At 46.1% G+C, this 17,231-nt stretch carries 19 protein-coding genes; 3 read left to right on the top strand and 16 right to left on the bottom strand.

What is annotated here, in order from left to right; all coding sequences use genetic code 11:
* Positions 1 to 49: 49 nt before the first annotated feature.
* From murG to mraZ, 9 genes are all read right to left on the bottom strand, one after another.
* A complete protein-coding gene (gene murG / locus VL525_RS18400; protein ID WP_325388502.1) occupies positions 50 to 1,168 on the bottom strand; it encodes an undecaprenyldiphospho-muramoylpentapeptide beta-N-acetylglucosaminyltransferase in 1,119 nt (372 codons plus the stop codon).
* A gap of 109 nt (positions 1,169 to 1,277) precedes the next feature.
* Entirely contained in the window at positions 1,278 to 2,438 is a 1,161-nt protein-coding gene (locus tag VL525_RS18395) for an FtsW/RodA/SpoVE family cell cycle protein (protein WP_325388522.1), read from the bottom strand.
* Between the two features lie 81 nt (positions 2,439 to 2,519).
* Entirely contained in the window at positions 2,520 to 3,869 is a 1,350-nt protein-coding gene (gene murD, locus VL525_RS18390) for a UDP-N-acetylmuramoyl-L-alanine--D-glutamate ligase (protein ID WP_325388501.1), read from the bottom strand.
* A gap of 60 nt (positions 3,870 to 3,929) precedes the next feature.
* On the bottom strand, positions 3,930 to 5,171 hold the full coding sequence (mraY, locus tag VL525_RS18385; RefSeq protein ID WP_325388500.1) for a phospho-N-acetylmuramoyl-pentapeptide-transferase: 1,242 nt from the start codon (positions 5,169 to 5,171) through the stop codon (positions 3,930 to 3,932).
* A gap of 20 nt (positions 5,172 to 5,191) precedes the next feature.
* Positions 5,192 to 6,652, bottom strand: coding sequence for a UDP-N-acetylmuramoyl-L-alanyl-D-glutamate--2,6-diaminopimelate ligase (locus VL525_RS18380; protein WP_325388499.1), 1,461 nt, complete (start codon positions 6,650 to 6,652; stop codon positions 5,192 to 5,194).
* Positions 6,649 to 8,778: a penicillin-binding protein gene (locus VL525_RS18375; RefSeq protein WP_325388498.1), complete on the bottom strand. Its 2,130-nt coding sequence runs from the start codon at positions 8,776 to 8,778 to the stop codon at positions 6,649 to 6,651. The genes VL525_RS18380 and VL525_RS18375 overlap by 4 nt, the downstream gene beginning before the upstream one ends.
* Entirely contained in the window at positions 8,768 to 9,181 is a 414-nt protein-coding gene (locus VL525_RS18370; protein WP_325388497.1) for an FtsL-like putative cell division protein, read from the bottom strand. The genes VL525_RS18375 and VL525_RS18370 overlap by 11 nt, the downstream gene beginning before the upstream one ends.
* Entirely contained in the window at positions 9,178 to 10,080 is a 903-nt protein-coding gene (gene rsmH, locus VL525_RS18365; RefSeq protein WP_325388496.1) for a 16S rRNA (cytosine(1402)-N(4))-methyltransferase RsmH, read from the bottom strand. Before rsmH ends, VL525_RS18370 begins: the two co-directional genes overlap by 4 nt.
* On the bottom strand, positions 10,073 to 10,537 hold the full coding sequence (gene mraZ / locus VL525_RS18360; RefSeq protein ID WP_325388495.1) for a division/cell wall cluster transcriptional repressor MraZ: 465 nt from the start codon (positions 10,535 to 10,537) through the stop codon (positions 10,073 to 10,075). The genes rsmH and mraZ overlap by 8 nt, the downstream gene beginning before the upstream one ends.
* A 230-nt stretch (positions 10,538 to 10,767) precedes the next feature.
* Between mraZ and VL525_RS18355 the strand changes: the two genes are divergently transcribed.
* The 3 genes from VL525_RS18355 to purU all read left to right on the top strand — a co-directional run bounded on the left by VL525_RS18355 (position 10,768) and on the right by purU (position 12,938).
* Complete coding sequence (locus tag VL525_RS18355; protein WP_325388494.1) at positions 10,768 to 11,343, top strand: thioredoxin family protein; 576 nt, start codon at positions 10,768 to 10,770, stop codon at positions 11,341 to 11,343.
* Entirely contained in the window at positions 11,343 to 12,044 is a 702-nt protein-coding gene (locus VL525_RS18350; RefSeq protein WP_325388493.1) for a hypothetical protein, read from the top strand. The genes VL525_RS18355 and VL525_RS18350 overlap by 1 nt, the downstream gene beginning before the upstream one ends.
* Positions 12,045 to 12,113: 69 nt before the next feature.
* Positions 12,114 to 12,938 (top strand): formyltetrahydrofolate deformylase, encoded by an 825-nt coding sequence (purU, locus tag VL525_RS18345; RefSeq protein WP_325388492.1) that lies wholly within the window; start codon positions 12,114 to 12,116, stop codon positions 12,936 to 12,938.
* A gap of 3 nt (positions 12,939 to 12,941) precedes the next feature.
* Here the strand turns inward: purU and VL525_RS18340 are convergent, their stop codons facing one another.
* From VL525_RS18340 to VL525_RS18310, 7 genes are all read right to left on the bottom strand, one after another.
* Positions 12,942 to 13,370 carry a hypothetical protein gene (locus VL525_RS18340; protein ID WP_325388491.1) on the bottom strand — a complete coding sequence of 143 codons (429 nt, stop codon included), beginning with the start codon at positions 13,368 to 13,370 and terminating at the stop codon, positions 12,942 to 12,944.
* A 57-nt stretch (positions 13,371 to 13,427) separates the two neighbouring features.
* On the bottom strand, positions 13,428 to 13,772 hold the full coding sequence (locus tag VL525_RS18335; RefSeq protein WP_325388490.1) for a DUF1801 domain-containing protein: 345 nt from the start codon (positions 13,770 to 13,772) through the stop codon (positions 13,428 to 13,430).
* Positions 13,772 to 14,116, bottom strand: a complete 345-nt coding sequence (locus tag VL525_RS18330) for a DUF1801 domain-containing protein (RefSeq protein WP_325388489.1) — start codon at positions 14,114 to 14,116, stop codon at positions 13,772 to 13,774. The genes VL525_RS18335 and VL525_RS18330 overlap by 1 nt, the downstream gene beginning before the upstream one ends.
* 3 nt (positions 14,117 to 14,119) lie before the next feature.
* Positions 14,120 to 14,518, bottom strand: coding sequence for a cupin domain-containing protein (locus VL525_RS18325; protein ID WP_325388488.1), 399 nt, complete (start codon positions 14,516 to 14,518; stop codon positions 14,120 to 14,122).
* 75 nt (positions 14,519 to 14,593) lie between these two features.
* A complete protein-coding gene (locus tag VL525_RS18320) occupies positions 14,594 to 16,462 on the bottom strand; it encodes a CocE/NonD family hydrolase (protein ID WP_325388487.1) in 1,869 nt (622 codons plus the stop codon).
* An 87-nt stretch (positions 16,463 to 16,549) separates the two neighbouring features.
* Positions 16,550 to 16,840 (bottom strand): PIN domain-containing protein, encoded by a 291-nt coding sequence (locus VL525_RS18315; protein ID WP_325388521.1) that lies wholly within the window; start codon positions 16,838 to 16,840, stop codon positions 16,550 to 16,552.
* Between the two features lie 99 nt (positions 16,841 to 16,939).
* Positions 16,940 to 17,170 carry a hypothetical protein gene (locus VL525_RS18310; RefSeq protein WP_325388486.1) on the bottom strand — a complete coding sequence of 77 codons (231 nt, stop codon included), beginning with the start codon at positions 17,168 to 17,170 and terminating at the stop codon, positions 16,940 to 16,942.
* Positions 17,171 to 17,231: the final 61 nt, after the last annotated feature.

Here is a 17,231-nt window from a genome sequence, read left to right as displayed (position 1 = left end):
TATGATCTCACCGATCTTAGTCCGATTACACCGATCTATTTATTTTTGCTTAATTATTTCCTTCTGCCATTTTTAAAACTTCTTTCGCTATTACTTCATCCGCATACGGCAAGGCCAGTTTTTTGATGCTGTCGCCTAATATTTTCCGTCGCTTATCATCGTTCAAAAGTGCCATTGCCTTATTGACCAGGCTCCGGCTGGCTTTCCGGTCGGCAATGTATTCAGCAGCGTTAAACTGTACCAGTGTTTTGGCGTTTTTGGTCTGATGATCCTCAGCCACATTTGGCGATGGCACCAGGATAACCGGCTTCCCTACTATGCACAATTCTGCTATAGTGCCGGCTCCCGCCCTCGATATAATAATGTCTGCGGCGGCGTATGCCAGGTCCATCCGGTTCAAAAACTCCAGCATACAAACGTTCGGGTGGTAATTAGCGCTCAGTATCCTTTCAATATCTTTATAATAATGCTTACCTGTTTGCCAAATCAGCTGTATATCAGCAGAAATAAGCCGGTCGAGGTCTGTTATGATGCAGTCGTTCAAAGTACGCGCCCCAAGGCTGCCGCCGATCACCAGGATGGTCTTCTTTTCGGGCGAGAGTTTAAATTCCTTAAATGCTTCTTCACGTTTTCCTTCAATTTCAACCGATTGCCTGCGCACCGGATTTCCGGTCTTCACGATCTTATCTTCCGGGAAAAACTCTTCCATCCCGTCAAATGCCACACATATTTTTGCAGCCTTTCTGCCCAGCCGCTTGTTTGTTACCCCCGCGTACGAATTTTGCTCCTGCACCAGGTAGGGCAGCTTTTTAAGGCCGGCTGCATATAACAACGGACCAGAGGCATACCCGCCTACGCCAACTGCAGCGTCGGGTTTAAACTCTTTTATGATCCGCATCGATTTCATTACACTGCCTATTAGTTTGAACGGGAGCGCCAGGTTCTTTAATAACGACTTGCGCTGTATCCCCCTGATATCCAATCCAACTATTTTATAACCCGCCGCCGGCACACGTTCCATCTCCATCCTTCCTAAGGCGCCCACAAAAAGTATCTCAGTCGACGGGTCGAGTTTCTTTAGCGCATTAGCTATAGCTATCGCCGGGAATATATGCCCGCCAGTGCCGCCGCCGCTTATGATTATTCGCTTACCTTTTCCTGATTTCACTGATTATATTTTAATTTCACCGATTCCTTTATTGGCATTGGGCACCAGTCATTAGTCATTACCTTCTTTCACTATCTCCTATTCATCTGCACATCCGCACATTTGCATATCAGATAGCCATTTCAACTTCTCTTATTTCGCCTACTACCACTTTCTTCGGCTCTTCAATATCCCTGCTTACCGACAGGATGATGCCGAACGCCACGCTTGTAAATAATATCGACGTCCCCCCCATACTCACCAGCGGCAAGGGCACACCCGTTACCGGCCCCAGCCCTACGGCTACCGCCATATTAGCAAAGGCCTGTATAGTAAGGCTAAAGCTTAAGCCCGCAGCCAATAAGGCCCCGAACGCCTTGGGCGCTTTGGTTACTATTTTGATGCAACGGTATAACAGGAACAAATAAATGCCCACTAATGTTATACCACCTATTAAGCCATATTCCTCTACAATGATGGCGTATATCTCATCCGAATAAGATTCGGGTAAATAATTACGTTCGACACTATTACCCGGACCGCGACCTAAAATTCCGCCGTTAGCAATAGCTATCTTGGCATGGTTAGCCTGGAAAGCTTTATCTGGATCGACCTTTTCGGGATGCATGAACGTGTTTATCCTGGTTACATACATGTGCCGGCGCGGACCTAAAAACATGATACCGGCAAGCAAAACGGCGCCGGCCAGGCAAGTTATCCCGATCTGCTTGATGCTGATACGGCCCATGATGAGGAGTAAAATACTTACGCCAAACAGCATTAAACCGGTAGACATATTGGCCCAGGCTATCAAAGCGAAGACGATACATACCGCGCCCATTATGGGGGCGAAGGACTCTTTTACATTTTTGATATTTTCCTGCTTGCGCGATAATGTTCGTGCGAGGAATGTGATCAGTGCCAGCTTGGCCAAATCGGAGGTCTGGAAGCTTAAACCCGTTCCCGGAATAGGTATCCACCGGCTGGCATTATTGATATGTGCCCCAAAAACCAAAGTATACAATAATAAAGGAATAGTAATGATCATCAGCAACTTGGAGATACCTGCGTAATAGCGATAATCAACTTTATGCGAGAAATACATTAACGCAATGCCACCTACCACCATTGCCAGGTGTTTCATCAGGATGGATTCGACCCCCACCCCTTTTTTGAAGGCAAGCGTCCCGGTGGAACTATAAACCGCCAGCAGCGATATAGCCGAAAGCATAATGACAATAAGCCATATCCAGCGGTCTCCTTTTGTATTGTCTAATATCCTATTCACGATTACACCGATTATTTTTGATTACACCGATTCCATTTTGTCATTGGGTCATTTGCACATCTGCACATTTACTCATTTGCACATTTACAACTCTTTAACCGCCTGCTTAAACTGCCTGCCCCTGTCTTCATAATTTTTGAACAGGTCGAAACTGGCGCATGCCGGTGATAACAATACGGTATCGCCTTTTTTTGCCAGGTGATAAGCTACCTGCACAGCTTCCTGTGCCGAAAATGTATTTACTATCACTTCCACGTCATCTTCAAATGCATCATGAATACGGCGATTGTCCTTACCCAAACACACAATGGCTTTTACTTTATGCTTTACCAGGTCCTTCAGCATACTGTAATCATTACCCTTGTCGACACCGCCGAGGATTAGCACCACTTCGACGCTCATGCTTTCCAAAGCATACCAGGTCGAGTTGACGTTGGTCGCCTTTGAATCGTTGATGAAGCTGATGCCGGAAATCTTGGCGACAAACTCCAGCCTGTGCTCGATGTTTTTGAAACCGCCCATACTCTCCCGTATGGTTTCGTTCCTTAATTCAAGCACTTTGGCCACGATGCCCGAAGCCATCGAGTTGTAAATGTTGTGTTTGCCCTGCAGGGCCAGCTCATTGATCGACATTTGAAAATGTTCTTTTAGTATGTTTATAATTAATTGGTCCTGGTCGAGATATGCTCCCGGTGAAAGTTTTTTTTTAATTGAAAATGGAAGTTGCTGTGCTTCTATTTTCTTGCCCTCCATTACTTTTAGCGTCTCCGGGTCGTCTTCACAATAAATGAAATAGTCGCTGCCGGTTTGATTCTGCGCGATGCGGAATTTCGATGCCGCGTAATTCTCCAGCTTGTAATCGTAGCGGTCTAAATGATCGGGCGTGATGTTCAGCAGCACAGCTATATTCACCCGAAAACGGAACATGTCGTCGAGCATAAAGCTGCTTAATTCCAACACATAATGGTCGAACTTCTCCGTAGCCACCTGGTAGGCAAAGCTTTTGCCTATGTTGCCCGCTAAGCCCACATTTAACCCGGCATTTTTTAAAATGAAATAGGTAAGACTGGTGGTGGTGGTTTTACCATTGGAGCCTGTGATGCCGATGATATTTGCATTAGTATAGCGACCGGCAAATTCTATCTCCGAAATAACCGGCACACCCTTTTCTTTCAGCTTTTTGATGATAGGCGCCTTTTCGGGAATGCCGGGACTTTTAACTACTTCAGTTGCGTTTAATATCTCTGCTTCTGTGTGCTGATTTTCTTCGAAGCGGATATTCCAATCCTGTAGGTGCTTTTTGTATTGATCGGCTATTGTCCCAAAATCAGAAACAAAAACATCATAGCCCTGCTGCTGCGCAAGATATGCAGCCCCCGCACCGCTTTCGCCGGCACCGAGTATCACAAGTCTATTTTGTTTTTTAGGTTCCATTTATTTTTATATTGATCACACCGGTCATCTTTTGATTTCACGGATGCAAACTTTTCAGTTTTACCTTAATTTCAGCGTTATTATCGTCACTATTGCCAGCATGATACCGATGATCCAGAAGCGTGTTACGATCTTCGCTTCATGGAAACCCTTCTTCTGGTAATGGTGATGCAGCGGCGCCATCAGGAATATCCGGCGGCCTTCGCCCGATCTTTTCTTGGTATACTTAAACCACGAAACCTGCATAATCACCGATAAATTCTCGATAACGAAAATGCCGCAGAGCAAAGGCAGCAGCAACTCCTTACGTATCATGATGGCAAATACCGCAATAATACCCCCAATGGCCAAACTCCCGGTATCGCCCATAAATACCTGCGCCGGGTACGAGTTGTACCAAAGGAAACCTACGCAGGCCCCGACGAATGCGCCGGCAAATACCACCATCTCGCCCGAATTGGGGATGTACATGATATTCAGGTAGTCGGCTATTACCGTGTTACCCGATACATAGGCCAGTACGGCCAGTGTTATGCCAATAATAGCCGACGTACCCGTCGCCAGGCCGTCTATACCGTCGGTAATATTGGCGCCGTTGGAGATGAAGGTGATGATCACGATCACGAAAAACATAAATACGATAAGCCCGTATTTTTCAAACCCTTTGCCAAAAACAGTCAGTACCTTGCCGTAGTCGAACTCGTTGTTTTTGTAGAAAGGCATCGTCGTCTTGGTCGAGCGTATATCCTGCGTATAAACCGGTTTATTGCCTTTCATGTGAAACTCGACGGGTACATTATATTTTATCGGTGGCTTTACTTCCTGGCGGATGATGATACCAGGCGCGCTATACATAGTAAGGCCGATGATAACCGCCAAACCAACCTGCCCGATGATCTTGAACCTGCCGGCAAGGCCCTCTTTGTTCTTTTTGAATACTTTGATGTAATCATCCAAAAAACCGATAGCACCAAGCCACAGCGTCGTGATCAGCATCATGATCACATAAATATTTTCCAGTTTGGCGAACAGCAATGTTGGTATAACTATACCCAGGATAATGATGATACCGCCCATGGTTGGGGTGCCTGCTTTTTGCATCTGGCCTTCCAAACCCAGGTTGCGTACGGTTTCGCCCACCTGCTTAAAGCGCAGGTAATCGATCAGCCTGCGGCCGTAAACCGTGGTGACGATAAGCGAAGTTATAACCGCCATAGCCATCCGGAAGGTGATGTATTGAAACACCCCGGCTCCCGGTATGCTAAAGTTCTTCTCCAAATAAGAAAACAGGTAATACAGCATTTTCTTCTTTTTATAGCGGATTAACTGATTTGGTCAAAAATTGCCATCAATTCTTCCTTATCATCAAAATGGGTTCTCACACCCTTTATTTCCTGGTATTTTTCGTGGCCTTTTCCGGCTATTACAACTATGTCTCCGGGCTGTGCAAGGTTGACGGCAACCTTTATCGCCTCGTGCCGGTCCACAATGCTCATCGTATGCCTTTTAAATGCCGGGTCGACTCCTTCTTCCATGTCCTTAATGATCTGAGCCGGGTCTTCCGAACGCGGGTTGTCCGAAGTGAATATCACCTTGTCACTCCATTCGCAGGCCACGCGCGCCATAATCGGGCGCTTGGTTTTGTCCCTGTCGCCGCCGCAGCCCAAAACCGTTATCACTTTTTCCTTGCCTTTGCGCACGTCGTGCACAGTGCTCAATATGTTTTGCACAGCATCGGGCGAGTGCGCGTAATCCACAATACCGATAGTGCCGTTGGCAGCGATCACATAATCAAACCGGCCGCGTGCTCCGGTCAATTTGCTCAGGCTCACCAAAACCTTTGCCTTATCCTGCTCCAGCAGCATAGCAGCAGAATACACGGCCAGTAAATTATAGGCATTGAAAGTACCAACCAGTTTGAACCACACCTCTTCCCCATCTATATTCAAAAACAAGCCGCTGAATTGGTTCTCAATTATTTTTGCGCGGTAGTCGGCCATGTTTTTCATACCGTAGCTCTTTTTATGTGCTATGGTATTTTGCAGCATTACCATCCCATTCTTATCGTCGGCGTTGGTTAACGCAAATGCATTTTTTGGCAAATAATCGAAGAATGCTTTTTTCGCATCGCGGTAACTGTCAAACGTTTTGTGATAGTCGAGGTGATCGTGTGTGAGATTGGAGAATATTGCCCCTGTAAATTTCAACCCTTCAATACGGTGCTGCACAATAGCATGCGAGCTTACTTCCATAAAGCAGTAATCGCAGCCTCTTTCCACCATTTCGCCCAGCAGCATATTCAACACCACCGGGTCGGGAGTAGTATGCGTAGCCGTTACCACCTGGCCGTTTATCTGGTTTTCAACTGTCGATAGCAGGCCGCATTTATAGCCCAGGTCGTAAAATAATTTATAAAGCAGGGTAGCAATGGTGGTTTTACCGTTCGTTCCGGTTACGCCAACCAGTTTCAGTTTTGAAGAAGGATTGTCGTAGAAGTTGGCAGCCACTATACCAAGCGCGATGGCTGAATTAGCGACCATGAAGAAATCGACCTCGCCGGTTACATGGGCGGGTAACTCCTCGCAGATAACCGCCACGGCGCCCATGCTTATTGCCTGTTCGATATAATCGTGTCCGTCAACCTGCGTGCCTTTTACGGCAACAAACAGGCAATTGGGTTCCACTTTGCGCGAATCGAACACGATCGCGCTGATCTCCATGTCTGCACTGCCCTGAAGCTCGGTAAAGGCCAATCCATCTAATATGTCGCTCAAATACTTCATTGCAGTTCTATAGTTAATTTAGCACCCTTAGGTATGGTGCTGCCACCTGTTACTGATTGTTTTATCACCGTTCCGCTGCCGCGCGCCACCACTTTATAACCGGCGTTGCCCAAAATATACAATGCATCGCTCAGGCCCATTCCCGTTACATCGGGCACCGTGCCTTTTTGATATTTAACATCTTCAAAAGCCAGTCCGCCGCTGGTATCAACACTTGCCGTGTTTGAGGCATACAAGGGTTTTATATTCAGCTTACTGAACACTTCCTGCACGGCCTTGCGGTTACCCAGCTTGGTTTTAGGCAAACCGGTGTTTCCCACGTAATGCAGCGGCACACTTTGGTTCATTTCAAGGTCGCTGGAGTAAACCCTGTCGGCTATCGCCCTGAAAACCGGTCCGGCAATTTTGGCTGCCAGGTATTCGCCCTGCGGGTTGCTAACCACTACGATCATCGAGTATTTTGGATGATCGGCAGGGAAATAACCACAAAATGAGGCCTGGTGCTTTTTAACTGACCCATAGCCGCCGCTTCCGTTGGCTATTTGTGCCGTACCCGTTTTACCTGCTACCGTGTAGAGGTCATTTTTAATGACATTTTTCCCGGTGCCGTCCTGTACTACGCCTTCCAGCAGGCTCCGCATAAGTTTTAAAGTGCGGTCCGAACATATTTTGGGGTTTATAACCCTGGCGTTGAAACGCTCTACTGTATTATTCAGCCGGCGTATCTCTTTCACAAAAATGGGCGCTATCATCCTGCCATCGTTAGCTACGGCATTGTAGAAAGTGAGCATTTGCAGAGGGGTTAGCTTTTCCTCGTAACCATAAGCCATCTGCGGCAATGTCAGCTTGCTCCAGCTCTTTGATTTTGGCGTTTTTATCAGCGGCGACCCTTCGCCGGGTATATCCAGGTCAAGCTTATCATTCAGATGGTAACTGTACAACGCGTCGGTAAAATCACTTGGATCGTCGTGAAAAGCATTATAAACAAACTTAGCTGCGGCCACGTTCGACGACTCTTCAAATGCGCGGCGCGCACTTATAATATGATTATCTTCTACATCAGTAACCGTATACTTGCTATTACCGGGCAGGACGTGGCTTCTGCCACCCTCACAATCTATCGTTGAGCTGGTGTCTATCTTATGCTGCTCAAACAAGGTCATGTAAGTAGCCAGTTTAAAGGTCGAACCTGGTTCTGTGGCATACCCCAAAGCGTAGTTCAATCTTTCTGCATAGTCGCCATCTTTGGTTCTTGTAAAATTAGCGATGGCTCTTATCTCGCCTGTCGATACTTCCATTAATGCCACACAACCGTAATCGGCCTGGCTCACCATCATTTCTTTTTTAAGGGCGGCTTGCGCTACGTCCTGAAGGTTCACATCAATGGTCGAAATAATATCCGCGCCCTGTTTGGGGGCAATCTCTTCCTCGCCGTTATTCACCGGCATCCACGAACCGCCGGCAATACGCTGCATAAGCCTTTTGCCATTTTCACCGTTAATATAATTGGCATAAGCGCCCTCCAGGCCAACGGCAACCGGCTTAGGGTTCCCGTTAGCATCTACAGAATTATAGTTCTTATAGCCGATAGTACGGGCGGCCAAATCACGGAACGGCAGGATGCGTTTGTTTTGTTCCACCGCAATCAGGCCCCCTTTATATTTACCCATATTAAAGATCGGAAACTTGCGCACTGCCTTCAGTTCCTGGTAAGTAACCCTGCGCCTGATAAGTTGATAACGGTCGCCGTCTTTGCGGGCCCCGCGCAGCATGTGCAGGTATTCACGGGTCGATCTGTCGCCAAAAAAGTGCGAAAGAGCCGCCGCCAGCGAGTCCACCTTCTCGTTAAAAACATCGTCTTTTTCGATGCCGCCAGCCTCCATATCCATGTGCAGTTCATATTCGGGCACCGATGTAGCCAGCAGACTGCCATCATTGGCAAAAATGTTACCCCGGGCAGCCTCCACATTCATATATTCTGTCGACATGGCTTTTGACATGGCTTTCCATTTCGATCCCTGCACGAATTGCACCCTGCAAAGCTGCACCACAACCGCCCCGGCAAACAGCAGTATCAGCCCGAAAGCCAGGTAAACCCGCATTAATATATTGGTCCTAATGCTCATCACTCACCTCCTCTGCTTTCAGCTTTTGCGGCGGCACTATAGATTCTTTTATGCCGAGGGTATCGGCACGCTTGGCCACCTCGGACAAAGTGCTTTTGAATGCCAGGTCGGCTTTGCTTGTCTTATAATCCCAGCTTAGTTCTTTTACTTCCTTTTGTGTTTTTTCAATATCGCGGATGCTTTTTTCGGCCATGTGCATGTTGCCGATATAGATCATGCCTAACAGCGTCAAAAACAGCAAAAAAGGCAATGCGTCAGTTGCCTTTTCAGCATTGACGTTCTTTTTAAAAAGCTGCCAGAGGGCACTCTCGGAAATTTCCTTTGCAGGCTGTTTTTTTTCCTCGACTACCAGCTCCTTCTCAACTTCCTCTTCCTGAATTTCTGTACGTAAACGATTGGTCATTTTTTTACAGCTATTCTTAGTTTAGCGCTGCGCGCACGATTATTATTTTTTATCTCTTCGTCCGATGCTGTTATGGCTCCGCGACTTACCGCATCAAACGGTTTCTGATCATTACCATAAAAATCCTTCTCTACCTCGCCGCTGAATTTGCCTTTAGCTATGAAGTTTTTTACCAGGCGATCCTCGAGCGAATGGTAGGACATCACGACCAGCCTGCCACCCGAGATCAGCACCTCGGCCGACTGGATCAGAAAATCTTTCAACGCCTCCAGTTCCTGGTTAACCTCGATACGCAACGCCTGGAAAACCTGCGCCAGGTATTTATTTTCCTTGCCGCGTGGTATCAAACCCGATATGGCATTCTTCAGATCAGCTACTGTATTGATCGGCGCATTCAACCTGGCAGTAACAATAGTTCTTGCTAATGACTTTGCGTTTTGTATCTCACCGTATATACCGAATATGCGATGCAGATCGGCCTCGCTGTAGGTATTCACCACCTCTTTGGCGGTAAGCGAGCCGTTTTGATTCATTCTCATATCCAGGTCGGCATCAAAACGAATGGAGAAGCCACGTTCGGCCTGGTCGAACTGGTAAGACGAAACCCCCAGGTCGGCCAGTATGCCATTTACCGGGAGAGCATTATGCAAACGGGCGAAATTTTTGAGATAACGGAAATTCTGATCTATAAACTCAAACCTGTCATCGTCGATCAGGTTTTTTTGCGCGTCGGCATCCTGGTCAAAAGCCAGTAGCCGGCCGTTTTTACCCAGCTTCTTAATGATCGCCCGCGAATGGCCGCCACCGCCAAAAGTTACATCGACATAGGTACCATCAGGCCGGATATTCAACCCCTCTATACATTCATTCAGCATCACCGGGTTATGGTAGCTATTCATCGGCTACCCTCCTTCCGCCGCCCATTACCTCTTCAGCCAGTCTTGCAAAATTCTCAGGTTCGTTATCCAGCTGCGTATCGTAAGCCTCCTGCGCCCAAACTTCTATTTTATTGAATTGACAGGCCAAAACCACATCGGTTTTAATACCCGCATACTCCTGCAAATTTTTCGGCAAAAGCACCCTTCCGGCAGCATCGAGCGACAATTCCGACGCGCCGCGGGTGAAATAGCGGATAAATTCGCGCGTCTTTTTCTCGTACGAATTGAGTTTGCTCAGGTCCTCCACTATCTTTTCCCATTCCTTCCGCGTGTAAATAACCAGGTGCTTCTCAAAGCCACGATTGATCACAAGACCCTCTCTTTCAGCTTCCGGAAGCTGTTTTTTGAGGCCCTGGGGGATCATCATCCTGCCCTTGACATCCAGTTTACATTCAAATTCGCCTAAAAAATGGGCCATACGCTACTCGGCGGTATTATCGCTGAGTAAAAGTAAAGTACTTTTTTCAATTTTTCCCACAAATTCCCATTTTTTCCCACCAAAAAGTTTTCAACAATAAATTACTTCAGTTTGCTCCCACTTTATATTGATTGTTACCTTATTAACACAACACATTTTTCAGAATTGATAAGCAGCAGCTTGCAAATACCCTATAATAAGGATAGCTTTATCGTACTATTATTTTTTAAATGAAAACGTACCTTACCGTCATCCTAACCCTTACACTCAGCTATACAGCACTTGCACAAAGCACGCCACAGCCAGCCGAAACAATAATGAAAGAGGCCTATGCCAAAGCAGCAAAAGAGAATAAAAAAGTGTTACTGATATTCCATGCATCGTGGTGCAGCTGGTGCCGCAAAATGGAAGCGTCGATAAACGACCCGGCCTGCAGCAAGGCATTTGACGGCAATTATGTGATAGCTTACCTGGACGTATTGGAAAACGCCGGCAAAAAAGCGCTGGAGAACCCAGGGTCGGACGAATTGCTGAAAAATTTTGATGACAAAAATTCGAGCCTCCCATTTTTCATCATCCTTGACGCTAAAGGGAATGCTATAACAGACAGCAACATTCGCGAGAACGGAAAACTGGCCAACCCAACCGGGGATAATAACATGGGCTGCCCTGCTTTAGAGAAAGAAGTTAATTATTTTGCGCAGATGTTACGATCGACCTCGAAATTAAGCGATGATGAACTGGCTGCTATCAAAGCGCGATTCCGTAAAAATGAAACGGTAAAAACCACAACAGGTACCAATTAATGCAGTTCCGATGGCTCTTCCTTCTTACCTGCACTGCCTGCAGTTGTTTTGCACAGGAGAAGCAACGTATCGTCCAAATAGATGTCTCAAAATTGCTAAATGCAAGGCCTGTTACCACCTTCGCCGGCAACAAATTGATAAGCTGGAATAAAGGAATAGACGGCAACGGCGATGGCGACGGGTACCTGACACATGCTGCCGCTTTATTTAATAAGGACGATACTGCACATGCCTTACCTGACAACCCGGTTTTTCCTTCAACCCGGTCGCACCCGGAAATACAGCTTCACTATAATAATGCCGACAGTGTCCATAACCAGGCAAGGTTTGTATCGGGCGAAGGCGGATTTTCGATCAACGTCCCACGGAAACACTACGCTGCAATTTATCTCGGCCTGACGAGCTCGGAGGGGCCGTCGGCACTTGAGTTTGAGTTGGTATACACCGACGGAACGGAAATAAAAAAACATTTATTACCCGATTACTACGATAACATTTCGCCCAAAGACCCCGACGTGAGCTACGTAGCAACAAACCTGGCTAAATGGAACAAAAAAGATGTAATGGCAGAAAAGGATCACCACAATATCCACCTGCTTAAACTGAGTATCGATCCGCGTAGAAAATTAAAAAGCATAGTCGTCAGAAAAGCAAAAGGTGGTTACCTGATGTTTTGGAGCGCTACCGGCGTTACCTATTGATCACAGTTTCAGAAACTTCACAAGTCTTTAACTGCCAGCAATTACAATTATTTTGCTTTATTTGACCCTATGATCGTAGTTATACAATGCACTGACCGGGTTGGACTGGTTGCGAAAATATCCGGGTTAATGGCCGCTGAAAACCTGAACATTGTTGCCATGCACGAGCATGTGGATAAAGGCGAAAACATGTTCTTTATGCGACTTGAAGTAACGGACCAACCAGATGCAGATTTGCTTGAACAAAAGCTACTGCAGTTGTTACCCGAAGGAGCCATTGTGCGGGTGAACCCTAACCCGGAAAAGAAGGCCATTGTGCTGGTAACCAAAGAGTACCATTGCCTGGCGGATATTTTAGTGCGGAATCATTTTAAAACGCTCGGAGCTTCCGTACAATGTGTTATTGGCAATTACACCAACCTGGAAGATATTTGCAAGCGGTTTGACGTGCCGTTTTATCACGTGGCCTTTGAAAACTCTAAGGAAGAAGCGGAAAACAACCTGCTGAATATCATCTCGCAATACGACTATGATTACATCGTTTTGGCCAAATTCATGCGTGTGCTGTCACCCGGTTTTGTGAGCAGGTTCCCCAACCGGCTCATCAATATTCACCACTCGTTTTTACCGGCTTTTGCAGGCGCAAACCCATACCGGCAGGCTTACGAGCGAGGTGTAAAACTGATAGGCGCTACAGCCCATTTTGTGACCGACGAACTGGATGAGGGCCCAATCATAGCCCAGCAGATCATATCTGCCGACCATTCCTTTACGGCGCCTGATATGATGAAAGCCGGCAAAGAAATAGAAACCGCTGTGCTGGCAAAGGCCCTGCGGATGGTTTTTGACGACCGGGTTTTTATCTGTAAGAATAAAACTGTGGTATTGGAATAATACTTAATTGAATTTTAGCGAGTCGGGCCCCGACACCCTGCTCACGTGGCAATTACAACCACCTGAAACTTTTACAACGGCTGTTTTGATTTCGCGGGTTACCGAATTAGTAGCGGATATTTGAACATCATCGCCATCGTCCGATAGCTTATCAAGATCGTTGTCGTCCGCCACATTATAATAAGGAGGGTAAACGCCGGGCACCAGGATACTATTGTCGTGCAGTAATATACCGGTGCGCATATTGGTGGCTGTATAGTTATCAACGGTTACCTGGTTGCCGTCCTTATCCAGGAACTTCATCGAAATTGTCCTGAATTCCTTGGTACATGGCCGGGAGGCGCAAGCGGGTCTTTCTGTTTGATCGCCCAGTGGCTTGCACGATACAAGCACCATTGATACAAACATCAATATTCCGAATTTATAGCTCATAACACGTAGGTTTATAATAGATTACGTAATCGGGCAACGTTATGCTACAAACTGAAATTATTTATACAAGTTCAGGGCGATTTCTAATATTTCGTCGATAGCTTGCAACGGCAGGTCGCAGGCCGGATCGACAAACATGATCTTCATTCTTGCCCTTTCCTCCTGTATCAATAAAGGGTGATCGATCTTTCGGCCTTCAACGATACCGATATAAGGCAGGCCATTTTTTTTATGCGTCCACAGGTAGCAGAACATCTTCCCTTTATAACAATAAAAGGGCATCCCGTATTTCCATGCCCCGGTTATATTTTCGTCGAAATTAAGAATATGGTCTCGCAGAAAAAGCAGGCAGCTTTTCACCGGCTCCTCTTTTTGCAGAAAGTAATTATCAATTTCGCGCATCAGTCGTAAATAACTGTAGCCGCTTTCAAAATAGAACCTATCGTTTCAACCGGTAACGGTTTAGTTGGGTCAACCATAAATATCTTAATGCGGGAACGATCTTCAAAGACCAATCCAGGGTGATCGATCCATTTGCCATCGTTAAATCCGAGGTAAGGCGTACCCAGCTTACGGTCGACTTTAAAATAACAGAACCGGTTGCCTTTATAAAAGAAGAATGGCATGTTGAATTTCCAGGCTTCGGTTATATGGATATCAAAAGCAAGTATATGCCCCCGCAGGGTCGACAGGCAACTTTTGTTCGGCTCATCCAGTTGAAGATAGAAAAGATCGAGCTCCTGCATAGCTTAATAGGTTATAATAATAACCAGGTCGGCTTTGCCCGTTTGTTTTAAGCCGTGCGAACTGCCGGGGCGGGTCAAAATGGCGTCGCCGGTTTTTACCGGGAAGGCCTTGCCGTTCATCTGCATTTCGCCGGTGCCGCTCACGATGTAATACACTTCGTCAACTTCCTGCAAATGGTAACCCACGGCTGCACCCGGGTGCAATACCCGTTTTCGGAAGGTTTTTTTCAGGCTGTCGGCTTTAGCGAAAAAGCTATAGCCTACGGTTTCGCCTCCGCCGTTATGCGGACCGGGTTCGTTTTTGGCGATGTCTTTTTCGTGCTCGAGAATGTAGGGCTGCTTTGCCTGCGAAAATGCAGAAACAGAAAACAAGCAAAAAATGACAATCAATAGCTTTCTCATGGCAATGGTTTATAAACAAATATAGCGATGAGTTCGAACCTCATCGCTATATCTTAATCATGTTTTAGCTAAACCTCAATTCATCACCCTCACCTTCAAAAAACTCGGGTGTTCTTTCGAAGTATAAACTTTATGCGCTTCCTTTTTAAAGTCTGTGTCTTTAGCCTTCATAATATCCTGGAACTGCTGCGTATTGCGGTCGATAAGCGGAAACCAGGTACTTTGCACCTGTACCATAATACGATGTCCTTTTTTAAAGGTGTGCAGTACGTCCTGCAGCTCAAAGTTTACCGGGGTTACCTGGCCGGGTACGAAAGCTTCAGGTTTACTAAAATCGTCACGGAATTTGCCGCGCATAGCTTCGCTCCGTACCATTTGCTCATAGTTGGACATGTAAGTTCCCTTAGCCGTAAACTTGTTATTTTTGGCCGAATCGGGGTAAACGTCTATCACCTTCACCACCCAATCGGCGTCGGTGCCGGTTATGGCAACTTTCAGGTCGGCCCATATATTGCCGGCCAGGGTCACATCATGGTCAAGCACATCCGTCTGATACGTTAATACGTCAGGTCTGCGGGCCGCAAAACGCTGGTCGCCAACCATGTATTCGCGCTTCATCCCAAGATCGATGCCATCGATAAAAGGCACAGGCTTGTTAGGGTCCGATGTATATTCATCAAAAGTGTCCTTATCACCATTTGGCGCATCAAAGGAAAGTTTGCCGCCCGGCAGCAGGTATAAGTTTTTATCTTCCGCTTCCTTTGGCGGCCAGGTGTTATAAGTTTTCCATTGGTTAACGCCAGTCTCAAAAGCTGATACGGGTTTCAGGTCCATATCCGTACCCTTCAGGTAATGGCTGAAAAACGCAAACTCGATCTTGTCACGATAGAATGGCCCGGTCGGTCCGCCAAAATCAACATCCCCTAAATGGTCACCATCACCGCGCGACCAGCCGCCATGCACCCATGGGCCCATCGTGAAATAGACCGGTGTATTCGGATTATTCTTTACTAATGTTTTATAGGTATTAATAGCGCCGTACAGGTCCTCGGCATCATACCAGCCGCCGGTAACCAGGGTAGGCGTTTTTATGTCGTGCAGGTGATATAGCACGTTACGGTCCTTCCAATGCTGGTCGTAATTAGGGTGGTCAAGCATTTCGTTCCACAGGCGGATAGTGTCCTTGTAATATTTATCGTTCGAATTCTTTACTGAGCCCATGTTCATATAAAACTCGTAGCCATCGGCAGTGCCGTAGTTTAAACGACCGCCCTGGCGTTGAGTGGGTTTATCATCCTGCCGGTTTGTAAAATAGGGATAGAAACCAAAATTAGCTGCCAGCATAAAGGCGCCGTTATGAAAAGCGTCATCGCGGTATAGGTCGGCCATGGGGGCTTGCGGGGATGCTGCTGCTAAAGCCGGGTGGCGGCTCAATAAAGATGCTGTAGTAAAAAATCCCGGATAGGATATGCCCCACACCCCTACTTTACCGTTGTTGTTCCTGATATTTTTGATCAGCCAGTCGATGGTATCATAGGTATCAGTGCCTTCGTCCACATCATTTTTGGTTTTATGCAGTTCCTTTTCGGGCGTCATTTCCTCAAATATGCCCTCACTCATCCAGCGGCCTCGTACATCCTGGTAAACGAAAATATAACCATCGTGCAGAAACAGCGACGATGGGCCGAGCGAACTTTTGTACCTGTCAGCTCCGTATGGTGCCACACTGTAAGGCGTGCGGTCCATCATGATGGGATATTTCTTCGACTGATCTTTGGGCACATAAACCGAGGTGAACAGTTTTTTGCCATCGCGCATCGGTATTTGGTATTCAAATTTGGTGTAATTGGCTTTTACATAATCCGCATCAGAATTATTAGGCTGTGCATAGGAGCAAAAAGCTAAAAGCACAAAGCCGTAAGCGAAGAGTAGAATTCGTTTCATTAGTTAATTTTGAGAATTGAAAGATAAAAGTAGACAATAAAACAAAAACGCCCCAATAAATTGAGGCGTCACAAGGTTGTTACTGTTCTAAGCCACAGTATTAAACAAACGTAAATTATCGATAAACCTGTAGTCCCTCAAATTATATGTAAAGAGTGTAAGATTGGAATATAAAGCACTCGCTGCTATGATGGCATCCGGAATATCGATTTTATGACTCAACCTATAGGCTTCTACCAAATTTAAAGCGATCGATGTAATTTGAGGATTGATCAGCAAAATATTAAATCGATGGATATTTTTATTTAAGAGCTTTAATTCGGCTTTATTAGCAGCACCTGCAATCAGTTCCATTTTGGTGATTGCAGATAGTACAATGTTGTCGATACCTAATTTGGGATTCTAATATTTGCCTGGTCGATTGATGTCTTGGTTTTGTATTATCAAAATAATCGATCAATACATCTGTATCACAAATTACCTTTTCCACATTTCTTTTCTTAGGTCCTTTGCGTCCAGGTTCTTACCTGTAAAAACCTGATTTAACGACGAAATATCAAGGGTTCTATCCCCTGGTATTAATATGTCATCGAGTGCTTTTTTTTGCTTATCCTTTGGTGAAGAAATTTGAAAATCAAAATACTTAGCCAGCCCTTTTAAAATCTTCAGGGTCTCCGGCTTTTTATATTTTATAGTCACTTCTGGCATAACTCAACTTTTTTATAAAGTTACATGAATAAACAAAAAAGGCAAGTGGTTAACTTGCCTT

The organism is Mucilaginibacter sp. (assembly GCF_035492695.1).
Classification (GTDB): domain Bacteria; phylum Bacteroidota; class Bacteroidia; order Sphingobacteriales; family Sphingobacteriaceae; genus Mucilaginibacter.
This window is presented reverse-complemented; position numbering and strand designations above follow the sequence as displayed.

Excerpts from the sequence above, each read along its gene's own strand:
- VL525_RS18335 (WP_325388490.1), bottom strand. The coding sequence starts at position 13,772 with ATGCGCGAAATTGATAATTACTTTCTGCAAAAAGAGGAGCCGGTGAAA.
- VL525_RS18320 (WP_325388487.1), bottom strand. The coding sequence starts at position 16,462 with ATGAAACGAATTCTACTCTTCGCTTACGGCTTTGTGCTTTTAGCTTTT.
- VL525_RS18375 (WP_325388498.1), bottom strand. The coding sequence starts at position 8,778 with ATGAGCATTAGGACCAATATATTAATGCGGGTTTACCTGGCTTTCGGG.
- VL525_RS18310 (WP_325388486.1), bottom strand. The coding sequence starts at position 17,170 with ATGCCAGAAGTGACTATAAAATATAAAAAGCCGGAGACCCTGAAGATT.
- VL525_RS18370 (WP_325388497.1), bottom strand. The coding sequence starts at position 9,181 with ATGACCAATCGTTTACGTACAGAAATTCAGGAAGAGGAAGTTGAGAAG.
- VL525_RS18340 (WP_325388491.1), bottom strand. The coding sequence starts at position 13,370 with ATGAGCTATAAATTCGGAATATTGATGTTTGTATCAATGGTGCTTGTA.
- VL525_RS18355 (WP_325388494.1), top strand. The coding sequence starts at position 10,768 with ATGAAAACGTACCTTACCGTCATCCTAACCCTTACACTCAGCTATACA.
- mraY (WP_325388500.1), bottom strand. The coding sequence starts at position 5,171 with ATGCTGTATTACCTGTTTTCTTATTTGGAGAAGAACTTTAGCATACCG.
- purU (WP_325388492.1), top strand. The coding sequence starts at position 12,114 with ATGATCGTAGTTATACAATGCACTGACCGGGTTGGACTGGTTGCGAAA.
- VL525_RS18380 (WP_325388499.1), bottom strand. The coding sequence starts at position 6,652 with ATGAAGTATTTGAGCGACATATTAGATGGATTGGCCTTTACCGAGCTT.
- VL525_RS18330 (WP_325388489.1), bottom strand. The coding sequence starts at position 14,116 with ATGCAGGAGCTCGATCTTTTCTATCTTCAACTGGATGAGCCGAACAAA.
- rsmH (WP_325388496.1), bottom strand. The coding sequence starts at position 10,080 with ATGAATAGCTACCATAACCCGGTGATGCTGAATGAATGTATAGAGGGG.
- VL525_RS18325 (WP_325388488.1), bottom strand. The coding sequence starts at position 14,518 with ATGAGAAAGCTATTGATTGTCATTTTTTGCTTGTTTTCTGTTTCTGCA.
- VL525_RS18350 (WP_325388493.1), top strand. The coding sequence starts at position 11,343 with ATGCAGTTCCGATGGCTCTTCCTTCTTACCTGCACTGCCTGCAGTTGT.
- murD (WP_325388501.1), bottom strand. The coding sequence starts at position 3,869 with ATGGAACCTAAAAAACAAAATAGACTTGTGATACTCGGTGCCGGCGAA.
- mraZ (WP_325388495.1), bottom strand. The coding sequence starts at position 10,537 with ATGGCCCATTTTTTAGGCGAATTTGAATGTAAACTGGATGTCAAGGGC.